Below are 18077 nucleotides of genomic sequence, written 5' to 3'. Positions count from 1 at the left end.
GCGGCAACGGCGTTCAGCCGGCCCGGCCCGCATGCGCACCTGATATTCATGCGGAAATCGTATGGATTCATGTGACAAATGAATTTGTGCGATTGTGCCGATCGCGCTGCAATGGCGGATTGCCCGCGCACGCGGAGGGCGCGTCCGGCGCGATCATTCAGCTTTCGACGAGGTGGAACCGATGACTGGCTTCAACTGGCACAACCCGTATCCGACGACCCGCATCCCGGTGTTCGCGCGCAACGTCGTGTCGACGTCGCACCCGCTCGCGGCGCAGGCCGGGCTGCGGATGCTGTGGAAGGGCGGCAACGCGGTCGATGCGGCGCTGGCCGCCGCGGCCGCGATCACGGTCGTCGAGCCCGTGTCGTGCGGGCTCGGCGGCGACGCGTTCGCGCTCGTGTGGGACGGCGAGCGGCTGTCCGGGCTGAACGCGTCGGGCGTCGCACCGGCCGCCTGGAACGTCGACTATTTCCGCAAGCGCCACGGCGAGGCGGGCAACGGCATCGCGAACAAGCCGACGCGCGGCTGGGATACCGTCACCGTGCCGGGCGTGATCGCGGGCTGGGAAGCGCTGCATGCGAAGTTCGGTTCGCTGCCGTTCGCGGACCTGCTCGAACCGGCGATCGAGATCGCGGAGCGCGGCTATGCGGTGCCGCCGATCGTCGCGCACAAGTGGGCGGCCGCGGTGCCGGAACTCAAGGGGCTGCCGGGCTTCGCGGACACCTTCATGCCGCACGGCCGCGCACCGCAGGTGGGCGAGCGCGTGTGCCTGCCGGGCCATGCTCAGACGTTGCGCACGCTGCAGAAGGAGGGGGCGCGCGCGTTCTACGAGGGCGCGCTCGCCGAGCGCATCGCCGCGTTCTCCCGCGAAGGCGGTGGCGCGCTGACCGCAGCCGACCTGCAGGCATACCGGCCGGAATGGGTCGAGCCGATCGGCAAGCGCTTTGGCCGTCACACGATCCACGAGATTCCGCCGAACGGGCAGGGCATCGCCGCGCTGATCGCGCTCGGGATCGCCGAGCACGCGGGCGTGACCGAATGGCCAGTCGATTCGGTCGACTCGCAGCATCTGCAGATCGAGGCGATGAAGCTCGCGTTCGCGGACGTCTATCGCTACGTCGCCGATCCGCGCGCGATGGAAGTCACGCCCGAGGCGATGCTCGACGACGCGTATCTCGCCGAGCGCGCGAAACTGATCGATCCCGCGCGCGCGACGCACTTCGCCGCCGGCCGGCCGCATTCGGGCGGCACGATCTACCTGTCGGCGGCCGACGAGCGCGGGATGATGGTGAGCTTCATTCAGTCGAACTACATGGGCTTCGGCTCGGGGCTCGTCGTGCCCGGTACCGGCATCGCGCTGCAGAACCGCGGGCACGGCTTCTCGATGGATCCGGTTTCGCCGAACGTCGTCGCGGGCGGCAAGCGGCCGTTCCACACGATCATCCCGGCATTCGTCACCGAGGAGGTCGACGGCCGGACCGAGGCCGTGATGAGCTTCGGCGTGATGGGCGGCGACATGCAGCCGCAAGGGCACCTGCAGACCGTCGTGCGGATGCTCGGCTACGGGCAGCAACCGCAGGCGGCCTGTGATGCGCCGCGCTGGAAGGTCAACCGCGACTTCACGCTCGACGTCGAGGCGACGATGCATCGCGCGACCGTCGATGCGCTGGCCGCACGCGGCCATACGATCAAGTCGATCGACGATCCTTACATGGATTTCGGTTCGGGGCAGTTCATCTGGCGTCTCGATCGCGACGATCGCGAGCGCGGCTACGTGGCCGCGAGCGACAGCCGGCGCGACGGTCTGGCGGCCGGTTTCTGACGGATTCCCGGCGGCTTTCGCCGGCATGTCGTGTGCTTCGCGGGCGGCCGATCGGCCGCCCGTTTCGTTTGCGGCAAGCCGTATCACCGCGCGGGCGCAAGCGGTTTGAAGGACTCGTCTAACGAACGGCAACAGACGCCGTGGAACTGCGCTTGTCGGGTATGGTCAGTGCTTTGAAGCATGAACATCAAAGTCCGGCTAAGATGCCAGCATGGTTCGGCCGGACCAATCCACTATAAACGCAAGTAAAACGCCGCCTGCGGGATGGCCGGCGCCTGTGCCGAAGGCATGGGCCGGCCCCGCGCGACGACTGGGAGCGCACTACCATGGACACCAAAACGACGCATGTGATGCCGTGGCGAATCGAGGACATCGACCTGAACCGGATCGATCGTCAACGTGCCGCCGCGAACGAGGATCTGTTGCTGCTGCTGTGCGCGTCGTCGTTCATCGAAAGCGGCTCGGATCTCTACACGAGCAATCTGAGTCAGTTCTTCAACGACGATCCGGAAGTCTCCGCATGGCTCAACAATGCATGGGAGCACGAAGAATTGCAGCACGGGCGCGCGCTGAAGGCGTACATCGCGCACGTGTGGCCGGAGTTCGACTGGGATACCGCGTTCGCGAACTTCTTCGCCGAGTATTCGCAGACCTGCAAGGTCGAGGCGTTCGAGAAGACCCGCGCGCTCGAGATGGTCGCGCGCTGCGTCGTCGAGACGGGCACGGCCACGCTCTATCGCGCGATCAACGAGTGCTCGGACGAGCCCGTGCTGAAGGAAATCACCGACAACATTCGCACTGACGAAGTACGCCACTACAAGCACTTCTTCAAGTTCTTCAAGAAGTACAACCAGGTCGAAGGCAATGGCCGCCTTGCGGTGCTCGGCGCGCTGGCGCGCCGCGTGATGGAAATCAAGAACGAGGATTCGGAGATCGCGCTGCGCCACGTGTTCGCGGTGCGCTATCCGGATCGCGTCGGCGACAGCCAGTACAACCGCGAACGCGCCGCGCGCATCAGCACGCTCGTGCGGCGCAACCTGTCGGCCGACATGTGCGTGAAGATGCTGCTCAAGCCGCTCGACCTGCCCGCGAAGATTCAGCCGGGCGTTCACTATCCGCTCACGAAGATCACGCGGCACGTGTTCCTGCGCTGAGCGCCGCGGCGCGGCCCGACGCGCGTATGCTGCGGCTTCTTGATCCGCTTTCCACCGGGGCCACGCCATCATGACCGATACCCATCGCCACGCGCTCGAACAATGGACGTTCGACGCGTGGCCGCCGGCCGTCGTCTCGTTGTTCGACGGTACCGCGCTCGAGCGTCATGCCGACTTCGCCGCGTCGCTGATCGTCGCGACCGACGATGGCCAGTTGCGCACGACGCTGCTCGGCGTCGGCGAAATCTATGCACACGATGCGCGCACGCTGCTGCTGGCGCTCTGGCCGCAATCGCGTGCGGCGCGCGCGATCGCGCAACGGCGGTTGGCCGCGTTGACGCTGGTCGCGGACGGCGCGTTCTTTCAGGCCCAATTGAGGATGGCGCCGCTCGAAGGAGACTTCGGCGGACTGGCCGGATTCGCTGCGACGATCGCGCATGGCGATGCGCAGCGGGTCGGCTATGCGCGTCTCGCGACAGGTGTCACGTTCACGCTGGAAGGGGCGCGCGCCGAGGTGCTCGCGCGCTGGCAACGCCAGGTCGAGCACCTGCGGCGCGCAGCCGCACGGCTTCAGTGACCGCGCTGGCCGCTGCGCGACGAGCGGTTGCGGTTCGCGTGCGCGGCATTGCCGTTCGCCGGGCGCGCGCTGTTGCCGCCACCGGCCGGACGTCCACCGTTACCGCCGGCGCCACCTTGCCCTTGCGTGCGCGGCTTCGCGGCCTTCTGCTGGGTCGTCGCCTTCGGTTGCGCATTGCCGTCGCGTTTCGCGGCCGGCTGGCCTGAGCCGCCTGCGCGCGGCTGGCGATTGCCGCCGCCACCGCCACCGCCACCGCCACCGCCGCGCGGCTGTTGCTGCCCGCGGCGCTGCTGGATCGGCTCCGGCTTCGCGTTCGGATCGGGTTCGAAGCCCGCGATCACTTCCTGCGGAATCTCGCGCTTGATCAGCCGCTCGATGTCGCGCAGCAGCTGCTTCTCGTCGACGCACACGAGCGACACGGCTTCGCCGGTCGCGCCCGCGCGGCCCGTGCGGCCGATCCGGTGCACGTAGTCTTCCGGCACGTTCGGCAGGTCGAAGTTGACGACGTGCGGCAGCTGGTCGATGTCGATCCCGCGTGCGGCGATATCGGTCGCGACGAGCACCTGCAGCGTGCTGTTCTTGAACTCCGCCAGCGCGCGCGTGCGGGCCGACTGGCTCTTGTTGCCGTGGATCGCCATCGCGCTGATGCCGTCCTTCGTCAGTTGCTCGGCAAGCCGGTTCGCGCCGTGCTTCGTGCGCGTGAACACGAGCACCTGGAACCAGTTGTGTTCGCGGATCAGGTGCGTGAGCAGCTCGCGCTTGCGGTCGCGGTCGACCGGATGGATCTTCTGCGCGACGCTTTCGGCGGTCGTGTTGCGGCGTGCGACCTCGATCAGCGCGGGCGAGTCGAGCAGGCTGTCGGCGAGCGCCTTGATCTCGTCGGAGAAGGTGGCCGAGAACAGCAGGTTCTGGCGCTGCGGCGGCAGCTTTGCGAGCACGCGCTTGATGTCGTGGATGAAGCCCATGTCGAGCATCCGGTCGGCTTCGTCGAGCACGAGGATGTCGAGGTCCGACAGGTCGATCGTCTTTTGCTGCATGTGATCGAGCAGGCGGCCCGGCGTCGCGACGACGATGTCGACGCCGCGCTTGAGCGCATCGATCTGCGGGTTGATGCTGACGCCGCCGAACATCACGGTCGAGCGCAGCTTCAGGTACTTGCTGTACGCACGGACGCTTTCCTCGACCTGGGCGGCGAGTTCGCGCGTCGGCGTGAGGATCAGCGCGCGCACTGCGCGCTTCGCGCCGCGATGTTCCGCGTAGAACATATGCAGGCGTTGCAGGATCGGCAGCGTGAAGCCGGCGGTCTTGCCGGTGCCGGTCTGCGCGCCGGCGAGCAGGTCGCCGCCGCCGAGGACGGCCGGGATCGCCTGTTGCTGGATCGGGGTCGGCGATGTGTAGCCGAGCTCGTTGACCGCCTTGACCAGCGGTTCGGCCAAGCCGAGAGATTCGAAAGACATAGATACCACTCTTCAGTTTTATGATCGGCGACGTCGCGCGCGGCCCGCGCGGGAGGTGACATCGCAAAATGCAAAAGGGCGCGGCCGCGGTTTCCCGCAGCCGCGCCCCGTTTGTGTCAGCCGCTTCTTAGTCGAGCGGCGCGGAACGCAGGTCGCTCACCTGTTGCGGCGAGATCGGCGTACCGTTGTTGCCCCACGATACCCGGATATACGTGACGACCGCCGCAACTTCCTGGTTCGACAGCGACTGGGCGAACGGCGGCATCCCGTACGGACGCGGATTCTTGAACGTGCTCGGCGGATAGCCACCATTCAGCACCATGCGGATCGGGTTGACGGCCGATTCCATCATGATCGAGTGGTTGCCCGCGAGCGGCGGATACGCCGGCGGCTTGCCCGCGCCGTTTTCGGCGTGGCAGGTCGCGCAGTTGTCCGCGTAGATCTTCTTGCCCTGCTCGAACAGCGCGTTGCCGAACTGCTTCGACGGCTCGTACTGCATGTTCTTCGGCGCTTCAGCCTTCTGCGGGATCGACTTCAGGTACGTCGACATTGCGCGCGTATCTTCGTCGGTCATGTACTGCAGGCTGTTGTGGACCACATCCGCCATCGGGCCGAACACCGCGCCCTTCTGCGACACGCCGGCCTGCAGCAGGTCGGACAGCTCCTGCACGTGCCAGTCGCCGAGGCCGAGTTCCTTGTCGTTCGTCAGCGACGGCGCATACCAGTTCTGCAGCGGGATCAGGCCGCCGGCGAATGCCGAGCCCGTCACCGGGCCGCCCATCATGTTGATCGACGTGTGGCACATCGAGCAGTGGCCGAGGCCTTCGACGAGGTACGCACCGCGGTTCCATTCGACCGACTTGGTCGGATCCGGCTTGTATTCGCCTTCCTTGAAGAACAGCGTGCGCCAGCCGATCAGCAGGTTGCGGTTGTTGAACGGGAACTTCAGTTCATGCGGACGGCTCGGCACCGACACCGGCGCGACCGAGCGCAGGTACGCGTAGATCGCGTCCGAATCCGCACGCGTGACCTTCGTGTAGCTCGCGAACGGGAAGCCCGGGTAGAGCAGGCTGCCGTCCTTCGAGCGACCGGTGTGCATCGCGCGGTAGAAGTCGTCCGACGTCCACTTGCCGATGCCATCCTTGTCGTCCGGCGTGATGTTCGGCGTATACATCGTGCCGAACGGCGTCGCCATCGGCAGGCCGCCCGCGAACGACTTGCCGCCGCGCACGGTGTGGCACGCGATACAGTCGCCGACGCGCGCGAGGTATTCGCCCTTCTTGATCAGCGCGGCCTGGTCGGCCGGCGTGGCTGCGACGGCGGAGGCGCCGTGCAGCGTGTCGTTGCCCGGCCACAGGACCGGCACGAGGGCGGCAGCCGCGACGATCGCGACGGCCGAGAGTGCAAACAGGGACTTGCGTTTCATTGTGTCTGTCTCCCTTGCCTTATTGCGGTTCGCTGCCGCAGGCGAGCGGAGTCTTCATCGAACGCGCCGGGGCCGGCACGGGGTTGGCGGGCGCCGGTTGCGCGGCAAGCCATGCGGTCACGGCCGTCACGTCTTCGTCGGAAAGCTTCGAAGCGACTTCATGCATGCAGTCAGGCGCCTTCGCGTGACGGTTGCCCGAACGCCATGCGCCGATCTGCGCGCTCAGGTAGTCGGCGTGCAGGCCGACCAGGCCCGGGATCGCCGGCTGCATGCCGGTCAGCGTCGCGCCGTGGCAGGCCACGCAGGCCGGCAGCTTGCGGGACGGGTCGCCTTGCGTGACGAGCTGCTTGCCGCGCGCGAGCGTCGCGGCCGGCAGCGTCGGCTTCGCCGGCGTCGGGTACGGCGGGCGTTCGGCCGAGAAGTGCTCGGCCATTTCACGCAGGTAGTCGTCGTTCAGGTACGTCAGCAGGTAGTTCATCGGCGGGTACTTGCGCCGGCCGTCACGGAAGTTGACGAGCTGGTTGTACAGGTACTCGGCCGGCTTGCCGGCAAGACGCGGGAAGTAGTCGTTGTCCGTGCCCTGGCCGTGGACGCCATGGCAGGCCGTACAGCCGCGCACACGCTCGGCCATGGTATCGGGTGCCTTGAGCGGCGCCTGCTGGGCGTGCGCTTGCTCCGTGGGCTTGGTCTGCGCTTGGGCAGCGCTCATAAGGCCCGCGCCGCCGAACATCAGAACGGCGAGCAGCGGACGGAAGAGGCGTCTTGAAGACACACGAGACTCCATGTTTATTCGACGGGGACCTGTTGTCCGGGCTACGATCGGCTCGGCGCATGACGGCAAGGCAGCCGGGCTGCTGCGACGCGGCATTCTATCATCGATGGGTAATGACGGCTATTTGGCAAAAGGTCATCGGTTCCTGTCCGTTTGCGACTTGCGACAATTTGACGCGCATTGCGACGTGTCGGTGTGAACCGGCGTGCGTTTTCCCCATCGAAGACCGTACACTCGCGGGTCGCGCGGCGCCGCCTCCGCCGCAGGTCCAGTCATTTCTCCCGTTTCCGGATTCATCGATGACGTTTTCTACCGTGCCGTTGCCTTCCTCACGCTGTCCATCCCGTTGTTGCCATCTCGTCGGCCTGCCGCTGTCGGGAGGGTGTGCGCGATGAAGTTCGACAGCTTGTGGATCGGTCAGGTCGCGCTTGCGGCGCTGATGGACGCGGCGTTCGCGATGGCGGTCGGCTCGGCGCTGCTCAAGGCATGGCTCGGCAAGGACGGCGCACGTCCGGTCGTCGCGCCGTCGCATCCCGCGTGGCTGCGCGCGCAACATTCGCTGGTCGCGGCGGCGCTGGCGCTGGTGCTCGCGGATCTCGGCTGGCTCGTCTACGAGGCGGCGACGATGAGCGGGGCGGGGCTCGGCGGCGCGTTCGCCGCGATTCCCGTGATGCTGATGCAGACGCATACGGGCTTCGCGTGGAGCGTCGCGTTCGCCGGCGCCGTGGTGCTTGCGATCGTCGCGCTGGCGAAGCCGGAGGGCCCGGTTGCACACGCGGTGCTGTGGCTCGCGGTGATCGTGGTCGCGGCCGGCAAGGCGTCGCTCGGCCATGCGGCCGATACGGGTGCGCTGTCCGCGGCGGTCGGCGTGCAGACGCTGCACCTGCTCGCAACGGCCGTGTGGGGTGGCCTCGTGCTCGCGGGCGGGCTCACGGTGCTGCCGGCGCTCGGGTCGTCGGTCGCGCGCGGCGCGCTGATCCGCATCGGCCAGCACCTGTCGCGCACGTCGATCGTCGCGGTCGTCTTCGTGCTCGGCACCGGCGCGCTCAATGCGCTCCGCGGGCTCGGCGGTTCGCTCGCGCCGCTCGACGGCAGTACGTGGGGGCGCGTGTTGCTGCTGAAGCTGCTGCTCGTCGCGCTCGCGCTCGTGCTCGGCGGCCTGAACCGCTTCGCGGCGCTGCCGCGCCTGCGCCGCACCGCGTCGACCGAGGATGCGCACACGTTCCGCAACATCCTGCATCTCGAGGCGCTGACGATGATCGGCGTGTTCGTCGCGGCCGCCGTGCTGTCGTTCAGCGTGCCGGGGTTCGCGGCGATCGGCTGACGGCAGGGCGCGCGCGGCGCGCTACAAGGCCGCCGTCGCGCACCCGGCTCGTGCCGGGCGCCGCACCGCGCATGCAAAAACGGCTGCCCGTCGGCAGCCGTTCTCGAATCGATACTGGCCGCGCGCGCCGAAGCCGCGCGCCGCGCATCGCGCTCACCACTCGGCGACGCTGCCGTCCTCGTGACGCCACACCGGGTTGCGCCAGCGGTGCCCTGTCTTCGCCATCTCGCGCACCTTCTCCTCGTTCACGTCGATGCCGAGCCCCGGGCCCTGCGGGATCGCGACGAAGCCGTCCTCGTAGCGGAATACCTCGGGGTTGCGCAGGTAGTCGAGCAGGTCGTTGCCCTGGTTGTAGTGGATGCCGAGGCTCTGCTCCTGGATGAACGCGTTGTAGCTGACCGCGTCGAGCTGCAGGCACGCGGCGAGCGCAATGGGCCCAAGCGGGCAGTGCAGCGCGAGCGCGACGTCGTAGCTCTCCGCGAGCGTCGCGATCTTGCGGCACTCGGTGATGCCGCCCGCGTGCGATGCATCGGGCTGGATGATGTCGACGTAGCCGCCTGCGAGGATGTGCTTGAAATCCCAGCGCGAGTAGAGCCGCTCGCCGAGCGCGATCGGCGTGTTGGTCTGGTTGACGATGTCGCGCAGCGCCTCGGCGTTCTCCGACAGCACCGGCTCCTCGATGAACATCAGCTTGTACGGATCGAGCTCCTTCGCGAGCACCTTCGCCATCGGCTTGTGCACGCGGCCGTGGAAGTCGACGCCGATCCCGACGTGCGGGCCGACCGCGTCGCGCACCGCCGCGACGTTCGCGATCACCTGCTCGACCTTGTCGTAGGTGTCGACGATCTGCAGCTCCTCGGAGCCGTTCATCTTCACGGCCTTGAAGCCGCGCTCGACCACCGCGCGTGCATTGTTCGCGACGTCGCTCGGCCGGTCGCCGCCGATCCACGAATACACCTTGATGCGATCGCGCACCTGGCCGCCGAGCAGCGCGTGCACGGGCACGCCGTGATGCTTGCCCTTGATGTCCCACAGCGCCTGGTCGACGCCCGCGATCGCGCTCATCGTGATCGGGCCGCCGCGGTAGAAGCCCGCGCGGTACATCACCTGCCAGTGATCCTCGATCAGCAGCGGATCCTTGCCGACCAGATAGTCGGCGAGTTCGTGCACGGCGGCCTCGACCGTGTGCGCGCGACCCTCGACGACCGGTTCGCCCCAGCCGACGATCCCTTCGTCGGTTTCGATCTTGAGGAACAGCCAGCGCGGCGGGACGACGAAGGTTTCGAGGCGGGTGATTTTCACGGTGCGAGTCTCCAGGGTTGACCGGCGCGGGCAGTCGGGCGCGGCGCACGGTCGCGTGCTTTCACGGTTATCCTAGCGCAGCCCGATAAAAAATAGTATTAATAGCACTATTGTGCAGATAGTGGGCAGCCGGCGCGCCCGGGCACCGGCATAACGGAGAACGATCATTCGACGCGACCTGCATGGACAAACGGCCTTCCGGCTCGCCACGGCGATCCTGCGCGGCGACTACCCGCCCGAGTCGCTGCTGCCGAGGGAGCCCGACCTGATGGCAATGTACGGCGTGAGCCGCACGGTGATGCGCGAGGCGCTGCGTACGCTCACGTCGAAGGGGCTGGTCGAGTCGCGGCCGAAGATCGGCACGCGCGTGCGGCCGCGCGGCGTCTGGAACCTGCTCGACGCCGACCTGCTCGACTGGTATGCGCGTGTCGCGCCGCCGATCGCGTTCGCGCTGAAGCTGCAGGAAATGCGCGAGATGGTCGAGCCGTACGCGGCCGCGCTTGCCGCGCGCATGCATACGCCGGAGACGTTCGACGCGATCGACGGCGCGGCGCGCGCGATGGCCGCCGCGCGCAACGTCGACGAATGGGTGCGCGCCGACCTGCGCTTTCACCTGAGCGTGCTCGAAGCCGGCGGCAACGAACTGCTCGTGCCGCTCGGCGCGCTGATCGATCGCACGCTCGAGGCGCAACTGCATCTGAATGCGCGCCGCGCGGACGTGTACAACGCGTCGCTCGCCGAGCACACGGCCGTCAGCGACGCGATCCGCGTGCGCGACGAGGACGGTGCGCGCCGCGCGATGGCGGCGCTGCTCGCGGTGACGCGCGCACGGATCGAGATGTCGTGACGGGAGGGGCGGGGCCGTCAGGCGTTCGCGCAGCCGCCCGGCTTGTGGATGCGTTCGGTGGACGCCGGGTACTTCGCGAGCAGGCTCGCCGGCCGTCGCGGGCGCACGACCAGGTCGCCGCCGCAGTTCGGGCAGCGGCCCTTCAGCACGTCGTCGGCGCAGGTCGCGCAGAACGTGCATTCGAACGTACAGATGCGTGCATCCGCCGAATCGGGCGGCAGGTCCTTGTCGCAGCATTCGCAGCCGGGGCGCAGTTCGAGCATGACGGTTTTCCTTGGTTTGGACAGGGTCGGGACGGGCGCCGCTCGGACATTGCGTGCGGTGCATGTGCGCGCTACTGTACCCGCTTGGATCGGCCCGGCCAACGGTGTTCCGCCGGGGCGCCGTCGATGCGCACGGGCCGCACCGGGAGACGACCATGCTTTATCGCGGAAGCTGTCACTGCGGCGACGTGAAGTTCGAGGCGGAAGGCGACCTGCAGGGCGTGATGGCGTGCAACTGCTCGATCTGCCGGCGCAAGGGCGCGCTGATGTGGTTCGTGCCGCGCGACCACATGACGCTTCTCACGCCCGATGACGCTCTCGCCACCTACATGTTCAACAAGCACGTGATCCAGCACCGCTTCTGCAAGCGCTGCGGGATTCACCCGTTCGGCGAGGGCGTCCACCCGAACGGCACCGCGATGGCTGCGATCAACGTGCGCTGTCTCGAGGATGTCGATATCGACGCGCTGCCGGTCACGCACTACGACGGCCGCTCGCACTGAGCGGCGCGTCGGCGCACGGACGGACGCGCGGCCGTCAGGACGGTTGCGGCGCGGTCGCGGCGCCCGGCGCGGGCGTTTCCGCCTGCGGGGCGGGGCCCGCGGTGCGCGTGCCGGCCGGGCGCTCGATCAGCGGCGCGAGCGCCGGCGCCATCGACTTCAGCAACTGCACGGCCATCGCGCTCGTGAAGTCGTAGCGCGCCGCATACGGCTCGTGCGCCGTGGCGGTCAGGACCCCGAAGAACCGGTCGCCGAGCACGAACACGAAGGTGCCGCTGCGGTTCACCTTGCGCGACTCGATCAGTCGCGCGCCACGCGCATAGACGTTGAAGCGCTGGTCGCCCGTGCCCGTCTTGCCGTACACGTCGAGCGTCTTGCCGTCGGGCAGCGTGAAGCCGCCCGCGAGGCGGCGCGCGGTGCCGTTGAGCACGACGTCGCGCAGCAGCGTGTGCGCCACGTTGACGATCTCCGGCGACAGCATCGGCTGCGGCCGGGCGACCGCGCGCTCGAAGTGCGTTTCGTACGGCGTGCCCTTCGCGAAGTCGAGTCGCGTGATCGTCTCGGTCGGTGCCTTCTGGCCGCCGTCCGCGATCAGGCCGATCAGTTTCGCGAGTGCGTCGGGCTGGTCGCCCGATGCGCCGATCGCGGCCGCGTACGACGGCGTGACTTCCGCGAACGGGTAGCCGAGCGCGCGCCACGACTTCGTGATTTCCGCGTACGCGCGCAGCTCGACCATGCGGCGGATGCGACGGTCCTGGGTCGCGTGGTAGCGCGTCTTGTACAGCCACGAGTACGTGTAGAAACGCGTATCCCGGCTGTCGCGCTGGACGTCGGCGAGCGACGCCGACGGATGCGCGCGCAGGTAGTTGAGCGTCCACAGCGCGAGCGGATGCACGCTCGCGATATAGCCGCGATCGTTGAGGTTGAAGCGGTCGATCGCGTACTTCGCGTAGAGCTTGGCAAGATCGTCGTCTGACAGCGTCGCGGCCGGCGTGCCCTTCAGTTGCACGCGCATCTGCGCGTCGAACCATGCGAGCGATTCGTTCGGTGCGACGCTGCGCAGCACCGTCGCGATCTTCGGCGGCGATTTGCGCACGTCTTTCAGCATCAGCGCGAGCGCGTCGTCGGGCGCCTTGCCCGCATAGCGCGTGTAGTAGCGCTTCACGTAGACCTGACTTTCGCCGTCGACGAACTGCTGCAGGTAATGCCGGCGCTGCCCCGGATCGCCGAGCCACGATGACGACGGGCCGGCCGCCTGCAGCGTCTCGTAGTGGACGATATCGCGCATCAGCCGCACGAACACGAGGTTGACCGAATGCTCGAACGCCGTGTGCAGCGTCAGGATGCGGCCGTTGTCCGACTTCTCGAAGTTCGAGAACACCTGCGCGCCGCCGCCCGTGTAGAAGACGTCGGGGCTCGCCGAATACTTGCGTTCGACGGCCGCGTCGAGCATCGCCTGCAGCGAGCGGTCGCGCGTATGCGACAGGTAGTCGAGCGCCCAGTGCGACAGCCCGTCGATCGGGTCGGGCTTCACGCGCGCCAGCTCTGCGTTCGACAGGTTCGCGTAGCGCGCATGCAGGTCGGACACGATCTGCAGGTACGTGATCAGCGTGCGCAGCTTCGCGGTCGAGCCGAGGTTGATGCGGCCGCCGCGATTCACGTCGAACGGCTCGTTCACGCTGTCGGTCTGCACGCGCAGCAGGTTCGCGCCGTTGCGGTGTTCGTACAGCGTGAAGCTGTAGGTGAGGTGCGACGGGTCGTCCTTCGGCGCGAGCATCTCGAAACCGTACAGGCCGGCCTTCTGCGCCCCGTCGCGCGTCGACGCCTGGGCGAGCCGTTCGGCGACCGCCTGCTGCACGCCGTTGTCGAGCGTGCTGGTCGCCTGCAGGTCGAACTGGTCGAGCTGGTACAGGTCGCTGATGCCGAGCGCCGACAGCAGCGACGCGCGCGCGGACGTCACGGCCTTGCGCGACACGAACGACTGCACGTGGGCGGCGGCCGGCGGCGCGCTGCGTTCGATCTGCGCGGCAAGCGCGGCGTCGCGCAGCGCGGGCGAGATCACGCCGCCGTTCGACAGCAGCCGCAGATAGCTGTCGGTCAGCTTCTGCAGGGCCGGGTAGCCGCGGTTGAGGAAGTACGACGGCGCGCGCTGCGCGATGATCAGCGACAGCACCTCGCGGAACGTCTTGCCTTGCTCGTCGACGTTGTCGCCGGTCGTCGGCGCGGACAGGATCCGGTTCACGTCGTTGAAGTCCCGGCCGTACCACGCGGCGAGACCGTCGCCGATACCGGTGATTTCGCCGATATGCGGCCGTGCGGCGAGCGGCACCGAGTTCAGGTAGCGCACGACGATGGTGCGGCGCGCGAGCATCGTCTGCGGGCCGTTCAGGTATGCGCGCACCGACGCGGACGCGATCTGCCGCAGCTTCTCGGGCGGCGTCGCGGTACGCCCCTCGGGCGAATGGCGGAACTTCTCGATCTGCGTCGCGAGCGTGCTGCCGCCCGGACGCGCCTGGTGGCGGTCGACGACGTGCAGCGCCTGGTCGGCGACCGCGCGGCCGAAGCGCCCCCAGTCGATCGCCGGGTTGCGGTTCGGTTCGTTCGCATCGAGCAGGTAGCGATCCTCGATGAACAGCAGCGAATCGACCACCACGCGCGGCACCAGGTCGAAGTCGGCGTAGACGCGCTGCGGGAACACGGTCGCGAACAGCGGCGCACCGGTCGAGTCGAACAGCATCAGGCCCGCCTGGTCCTTTTCTTCAAACGGGAGGAACAACCCGCGTTCGCCGAGCGACAGCATCCGCTGCGAATCGCGCGCCTGCTTGCTGACGACGAAGCCGCGCGCGAGCAGCCGCTCCTGGAACGCCGGAATCATCGCGTAGCCGAGGCGCTGGTCGTAGGGGCCGTTCGCGGGGAAGCGGATGTGATCGCTCGGGCCCGTCTCGACCGTGTAGCCGACATCGCGGGTGAGCTCGGACAGGTAGTGCGCCTGCAGCCGGGACGTTTCGATCTCGCTCTGCACGAGTCGCGCAACGATCGCCACGGCGATCAGCAGCGCGGCCAGCAAAGACCACTTGACCCACGTCCAGACCGATGCGGGACCGGTCACGCGCGGCAGGATACGATTCAGCGGCCGATTCATGGCGGCGTCTCCCTGAAGGCGCGGGCTCCGGCCGCACCCCATTAAGGATTAGTGTAGTCCTCCGCAGCGGGCTGCCAAGGGCGTTCACTACCGAGATGCGTCGGCGCAACGCGCGTGCCCGCGACGCGCTGTCACCCGCGTTGCATTGCGGTGGTGCATGCCGTTGCCGCGTAACGTATGCGCGTTTCGTGCCGGGGGCGTCGTACGGCGGGGTGCGTCGTGGGCAGGCCGGACGGCTGGGTCGGCGGGGACAATGCACAGGTTTCGTGCGGCGCGGCGGAGCGACAATTGGGATCGGAACCCGACCGTAAAATTGTGTCCGGCGCACGGCGATGCTGAGGGTTTCCGTGATGGTCGCGTGTGTCGGTCACGGGTACGATCATTGGATCTGCGGCGCATTTCCGCGTTTGCCGGGAGTCCCATGCCGATCCACCCCGTCGCGCTCGGTTGCACGGCCATTCTCGGGCTGCTGCTGTTCGGGCTCGGGCTCGTCGTGTCCGTCACGCGCTTCCGGTGCACGACCGGTTCCGGGTGCGCGCCCGATCCCGCGAACGGGTTGCACAAGATCGTGCGCGCGCACGGCAACACGGCCGAATACGCGCCGTTTCTCGCGGTGCTGTTTCTCTATTTCGGCACACACGATCCATCGCGCGCGATTCTGGCGCTGATCGTCGCGGCGACCGCGTGCCGCTGCCTGCTCGTGATCGGCCTGCTTGCGTGGCCGACGATGGCCGACCCGAATCCCGTGCGTTTCGTCGGTGCGCTCGGCACGTATCTCTGCGGCGCCGCGCTGTGTCTCGCGCTGTTCGTCTGAATGGCGGCGCCGGCGGCATTCGGCACGGGTCCTGATCCGGGAGGCGGCTGCGGCGGGCGGTGATATGCTCGCGGGACGCCCGCGATCGACGGGCAGATTCCGACTGCCTGCGCGCTGCCGCGTCGCACGGCATTTCCGAGGGAAGAACCGACAACATGAGCCGCAAATTCATTCTGAAGGGCGACACGACCGACCACGGCGGCGTCGTGCTCGAAGGGATCGCCAATTCGTCGTTCGACGGACGGGAACTCGCCTATCTCGGCGCAGCGGTGTTCTGCGCCGCCTGCAAGTCGCCGGGCGTGATCGTGTCCGACGGCGGCGAGCGGACGATGACCGTGATGGGCAAGGTCGTCGCGCTCGAACACGACCTGTGCCAGTGCCTGTGCACGCCGCAGCCGAAGCTGATCGCGTCGCAGGCCACCGGGACGATCACCGGGTGAAACCGGCCGCGCGGAGGCGGCGGTTGCCATCCGCGCGGCATCGACACCCGGCCGCGGGCCGTCAGACGCTGCCTTCGGTTTCGATCACGAGGATGCGTGCTTCGCCGAGCGGATGCGCGACGTGCTCGGTGCCGGCCGATGCGTGGAACACGTCACCCGTTTCGAGCACCGTCGCGTGCTCGGCGCCTGCTTCTCGGTAGCGCATCTCGACGCGACCGTCGAGCACCGCGAACACTTCCTCGCCGTCGTTGACGTGCCACCGATACGGCTGGTCGGTCCAGTGCAGGCGGACCGTGATGCCGTTCAGGTTCGCGATGTCGAGCGCGCCCCACGCGCGGTCCGCCGTGAACGCCGCGCTGCGGATGATGTTCATCGATGTGTTCTCCCGCGCGAATGCGCGTCGTTCTCGTCTTCCAGTCTTCGAGCGTTCAAGTCAATTTTCCGGCGTCGGCATTCAGCGCGACATCGCGCGCAGCGCCTGTTCGATCGTCGCCTTGCGCGTCGCGAAACCCGCCGCCGACCGCTCGGTGACGCGCTTCACGACCGCTGCCGGTGCGGTGTCGGGCGAACCGGCATCGAACGGCGGTGCCGGCGCGTACTCGAGTTGCAACTGGATCGCCTGCGCTGCTTCTTCGCCGGCCAGCTCCGCGGCGATCGTCAGTGCGAAGTCGATGCCGGCCGTGACGCCGCCGCCCGTGATCAGGTTGCCGTCGCGCACCACGCGCTCGCGCACCGGCACCGCGCCGAGCGGTTCGAGCAGCGAGTGGAACGCCCAGTGCGTCGTCGCGCGCTGCCCGCGCAGCAGGCCGGCCACGCCCAGCAGCAGCGCACCCGTGCACACCGACGTCACGTAGCGCGCGGCGGCCGCGCGCTGCTGCACGAACGCGATCGTTTCGGCATCGAGCAGCAGCGCGTTGATCCCGATCCCGCCCGGAATGCAGATCACGTCGAGCGGCGGACAGTCGTCGAACGTGCAGGTCGGCGCGAGCGCGAGCCCGCTGCTCGACGCGACGGCGTCGCGCGACTTCCAGACCAGATGAACGGTGGCGTCGGGCAGCGACGCGAGCACGTCGTGCGGGCCGGTGAGATCGAGTTGCTGGACGCCCGGAAACACGAGAAAGCCGATATGCAGGGACATGCGAAGACTCCGATTGGATGGGGCGGGCCGTAGCTTGTACGGGATGGACAGGTCGATTCTAGGCGCGTAGTGTTTGGCGAAATTGCCATATCACCCACTTTTTCAGCCAATCATCATGCCTGCCGCCCCGCGTTCGATCCTGGTCCTCGCGTTCCCTCGTGCCCAACTGCTCGACGTGTCGGGGCCGCTGCAGGTGTTCGCGTCCGTCAACGAGCTGGCGCAGGAGCGCGGCGAGCCGGCGCCGTATGCGCCGCGCGTGATCGCGGCCGAGGCGGGGCCCGTCGAGACGTCGTCGGGTCTGGTCGTGATGGCGGAATCGCTGCGCGCGGCTGCGCGCCATCCCGACACGCTGATCGTCGCCGGCGGCAAGGGCGTGCATGCGGCATCGAAGGATGCGCGGCTGGTGCGTTGGGTGCGGCAGCAGGCGGCGCGCACGCGGCGCGTGGCATCGGTCTGCACCGGCGCCTTCCTGCTCGCCGAGGCAGGCCTGCTCGACGGGCGGCGTGCGGTCACGCACTGGGCGCGCTGCGACGAATTCGCGGCACGCTATCCGAATGTGCGCGTCGAATCCGATCCGATCTTCATCCGCGAAGGTGCGTTGTGGACGTCGGCCGGCGTGACGGCCGGCATCGATCTCGCGCTCGCGTTGGTCGAGGAGGATCTCGGGCGCGCGACCGCCCTCGACGTCGCGCGCGAACTCGTCGTGTTCCTGAAGCGTCCGGGCGGGCAGGCCCAGTTCAGCACGATGCTGTCGATGCAGCGCACCGACGACCGGTTCGGCGAACTGCACGCATGGATGGCCGAGCACCTGACGGCCGACCTGTCGGTGCCGGCGCTGGCCGAGCGCGTGCGCATGAGCGAGCGCAGCTTCGTGCGCCACTATCGCGCCGGAACCGGCCGCACGCCCGCGCGCGCGGTCGAGCAGATCCGCGTCGAGGCCGCGCAACGCCTGCTCGGCGAAACGGCGTGGCCCGTCAAGCGGATCGCCGCGCGTTGCGGCTTCGGCTCGGAGGAGACGCTGCGCCGCTGTTTCGTGCGCGTGCTGGGCGTGTCGCCGCAGGGGTATCGCGAGCGATTCGTGCGGTGATGCGCGGCGTGC

General features: G+C 68.2%; 17 protein-coding genes. 9 read left to right on the top strand and 8 right to left on the bottom strand.

What is annotated here, in order from left to right:
• The first annotated feature begins 181 nt into the window (after window positions 1-181).
• From CFB47_RS15400 to CFB47_RS15390, 3 genes are all read left to right on the top strand, one after another.
• Entirely contained in the window at window positions 182-1822 is a 1641-nt protein-coding gene (locus tag CFB47_RS15400) for a gamma-glutamyltransferase family protein (protein ID WP_089461826.1), read from the top strand.
• A gap of 326 nt (window positions 1823-2148) precedes the next feature.
• The gene (locus CFB47_RS15395; RefSeq protein ID WP_039360322.1) at window positions 2149-2976 is read left to right on the top strand and encodes a ferritin-like domain-containing protein; all 828 of its coding nucleotides are present in this window, start codon (window positions 2149-2151) and stop codon (window positions 2974-2976) included.
• 70 nt (window positions 2977-3046) lie between these two features.
• Window positions 3047-3553: a hypothetical protein gene (locus CFB47_RS15390; protein WP_089461604.1), complete on the top strand. Its 507-nt coding sequence runs from the start codon at window positions 3047-3049 to the stop codon at window positions 3551-3553.
• Here the strand turns inward: CFB47_RS15390 and CFB47_RS15385 are convergent.
• The 3 genes from CFB47_RS15385 to CFB47_RS15375 all read right to left on the bottom strand — a co-directional run bounded on the left by CFB47_RS15385 (window position 3547) and on the right by CFB47_RS15375 (window position 7220).
• On the bottom strand, window positions 3547-5010 hold the full coding sequence (locus CFB47_RS15385) for a DEAD/DEAH box helicase (protein WP_089461603.1): 1464 nt from the start codon (window positions 5008-5010) through the stop codon (window positions 3547-3549). The genes CFB47_RS15390 and CFB47_RS15385 overlap by 7 nt on opposite strands.
• 127 nt (window positions 5011-5137) lie before the next feature.
• Entirely contained in the window at window positions 5138-6436 is a 1299-nt protein-coding gene (locus CFB47_RS15380) for a cytochrome c (RefSeq protein WP_089440956.1), read from the bottom strand.
• Between the two features lie 19 nt (window positions 6437-6455).
• Window positions 6456-7220, bottom strand: a complete 765-nt coding sequence (locus CFB47_RS15375; RefSeq protein WP_027789194.1) for a c-type cytochrome — start codon at window positions 7218-7220, stop codon at window positions 6456-6458.
• A gap of 379 nt (window positions 7221-7599) precedes the next feature.
• On the opposite strand from CFB47_RS15375, the gene CFB47_RS15370 reads away from it, so the two are divergent.
• Window positions 7600-8532: a CopD family protein gene (locus CFB47_RS15370; RefSeq protein ID WP_089461602.1), complete on the top strand. Its 933-nt coding sequence runs from the start codon at window positions 7600-7602 to the stop codon at window positions 8530-8532.
• A 153-nt stretch (window positions 8533-8685) separates the two neighbouring features.
• On the opposite strand, the gene dgoD is transcribed toward CFB47_RS15370, so the two are convergent.
• Window positions 8686-9834, bottom strand: a complete 1149-nt coding sequence (dgoD, locus tag CFB47_RS15365; RefSeq protein ID WP_046544483.1) for a galactonate dehydratase — start codon at window positions 9832-9834, stop codon at window positions 8686-8688.
• A gap of 163 nt (window positions 9835-9997) precedes the next feature.
• Between dgoD and CFB47_RS15360 the strand changes: the two genes are divergently transcribed.
• Window positions 9998-10681 (top strand): FadR/GntR family transcriptional regulator, encoded by a 684-nt coding sequence (locus tag CFB47_RS15360; protein WP_089456872.1) that lies wholly within the window; start codon window positions 9998-10000, stop codon window positions 10679-10681.
• Window positions 10682-10698: 17 nt separating this feature from the next.
• Here the strand turns inward: CFB47_RS15360 and CFB47_RS15355 are convergent, their stop codons facing one another.
• Complete coding sequence (locus CFB47_RS15355) at window positions 10699-10944, bottom strand: DUF1272 domain-containing protein (protein WP_069248784.1); 246 nt, start codon at window positions 10942-10944, stop codon at window positions 10699-10701.
• A 155-nt stretch (window positions 10945-11099) separates the two neighbouring features.
• Here CFB47_RS15355 and CFB47_RS15350 point away from each other — a divergent pair, with 155 nt between their 5' ends.
• On the top strand, window positions 11100-11447 hold the full coding sequence (locus tag CFB47_RS15350) for a GFA family protein (RefSeq protein ID WP_089457197.1): 348 nt from the start codon (window positions 11100-11102) through the stop codon (window positions 11445-11447).
• A gap of 34 nt (window positions 11448-11481) precedes the next feature.
• Here CFB47_RS15350 and CFB47_RS15345 read toward each other — a convergent pair whose 3' ends face one another.
• Window positions 11482-14586, bottom strand: a complete 3105-nt coding sequence (locus CFB47_RS15345) for a transglycosylase domain-containing protein (protein ID WP_089461601.1) — start codon at window positions 14584-14586, stop codon at window positions 11482-11484.
• A 421-nt stretch (window positions 14587-15007) separates the two neighbouring features.
• Between CFB47_RS15345 and CFB47_RS15340 the strand changes: the two genes are divergently transcribed.
• Window positions 15008-15400, top strand: coding sequence for an MAPEG family protein (locus CFB47_RS15340; protein WP_089456870.1), 393 nt, complete (start codon window positions 15008-15010; stop codon window positions 15398-15400).
• Between the two features lie 155 nt (window positions 15401-15555).
• Window positions 15556-15840: a PAAR domain-containing protein gene (locus CFB47_RS15335; RefSeq protein WP_039359956.1), complete on the top strand. Its 285-nt coding sequence runs from the start codon at window positions 15556-15558 to the stop codon at window positions 15838-15840.
• Between the two features lie 61 nt (window positions 15841-15901).
• Here CFB47_RS15335 and CFB47_RS15330 read toward each other — a convergent pair whose 3' ends face one another.
• Window positions 15902-16213, bottom strand: coding sequence for a cupin domain-containing protein (locus CFB47_RS15330; protein ID WP_089456869.1), 312 nt, complete (start codon window positions 16211-16213; stop codon window positions 15902-15904).
• A gap of 81 nt (window positions 16214-16294) precedes the next feature.
• Window positions 16295-16978 carry a DJ-1/PfpI family protein gene (locus CFB47_RS15325; protein WP_089461600.1) on the bottom strand — a complete coding sequence of 228 codons (684 nt, stop codon included), beginning with the start codon at window positions 16976-16978 and terminating at the stop codon, window positions 16295-16297.
• 115 nt (window positions 16979-17093) lie between these two features.
• Between CFB47_RS15325 and CFB47_RS15320 the strand changes: the two genes are divergently transcribed.
• Window positions 17094-18065, top strand: a complete 972-nt coding sequence (locus CFB47_RS15320) for a GlxA family transcriptional regulator (protein WP_089461599.1) — start codon at window positions 17094-17096, stop codon at window positions 18063-18065.
• Window positions 18066-18077 lie beyond the last annotated feature (12 nt).

The sequence above is a fragment of the Burkholderia sp. AU27893 genome (assembly GCF_002223205.1).
GTDB lineage: Bacteria > Pseudomonadota > Gammaproteobacteria > Burkholderiales > Burkholderiaceae > Burkholderia.
This window is presented reverse-complemented; position numbering and strand designations above follow the sequence as displayed.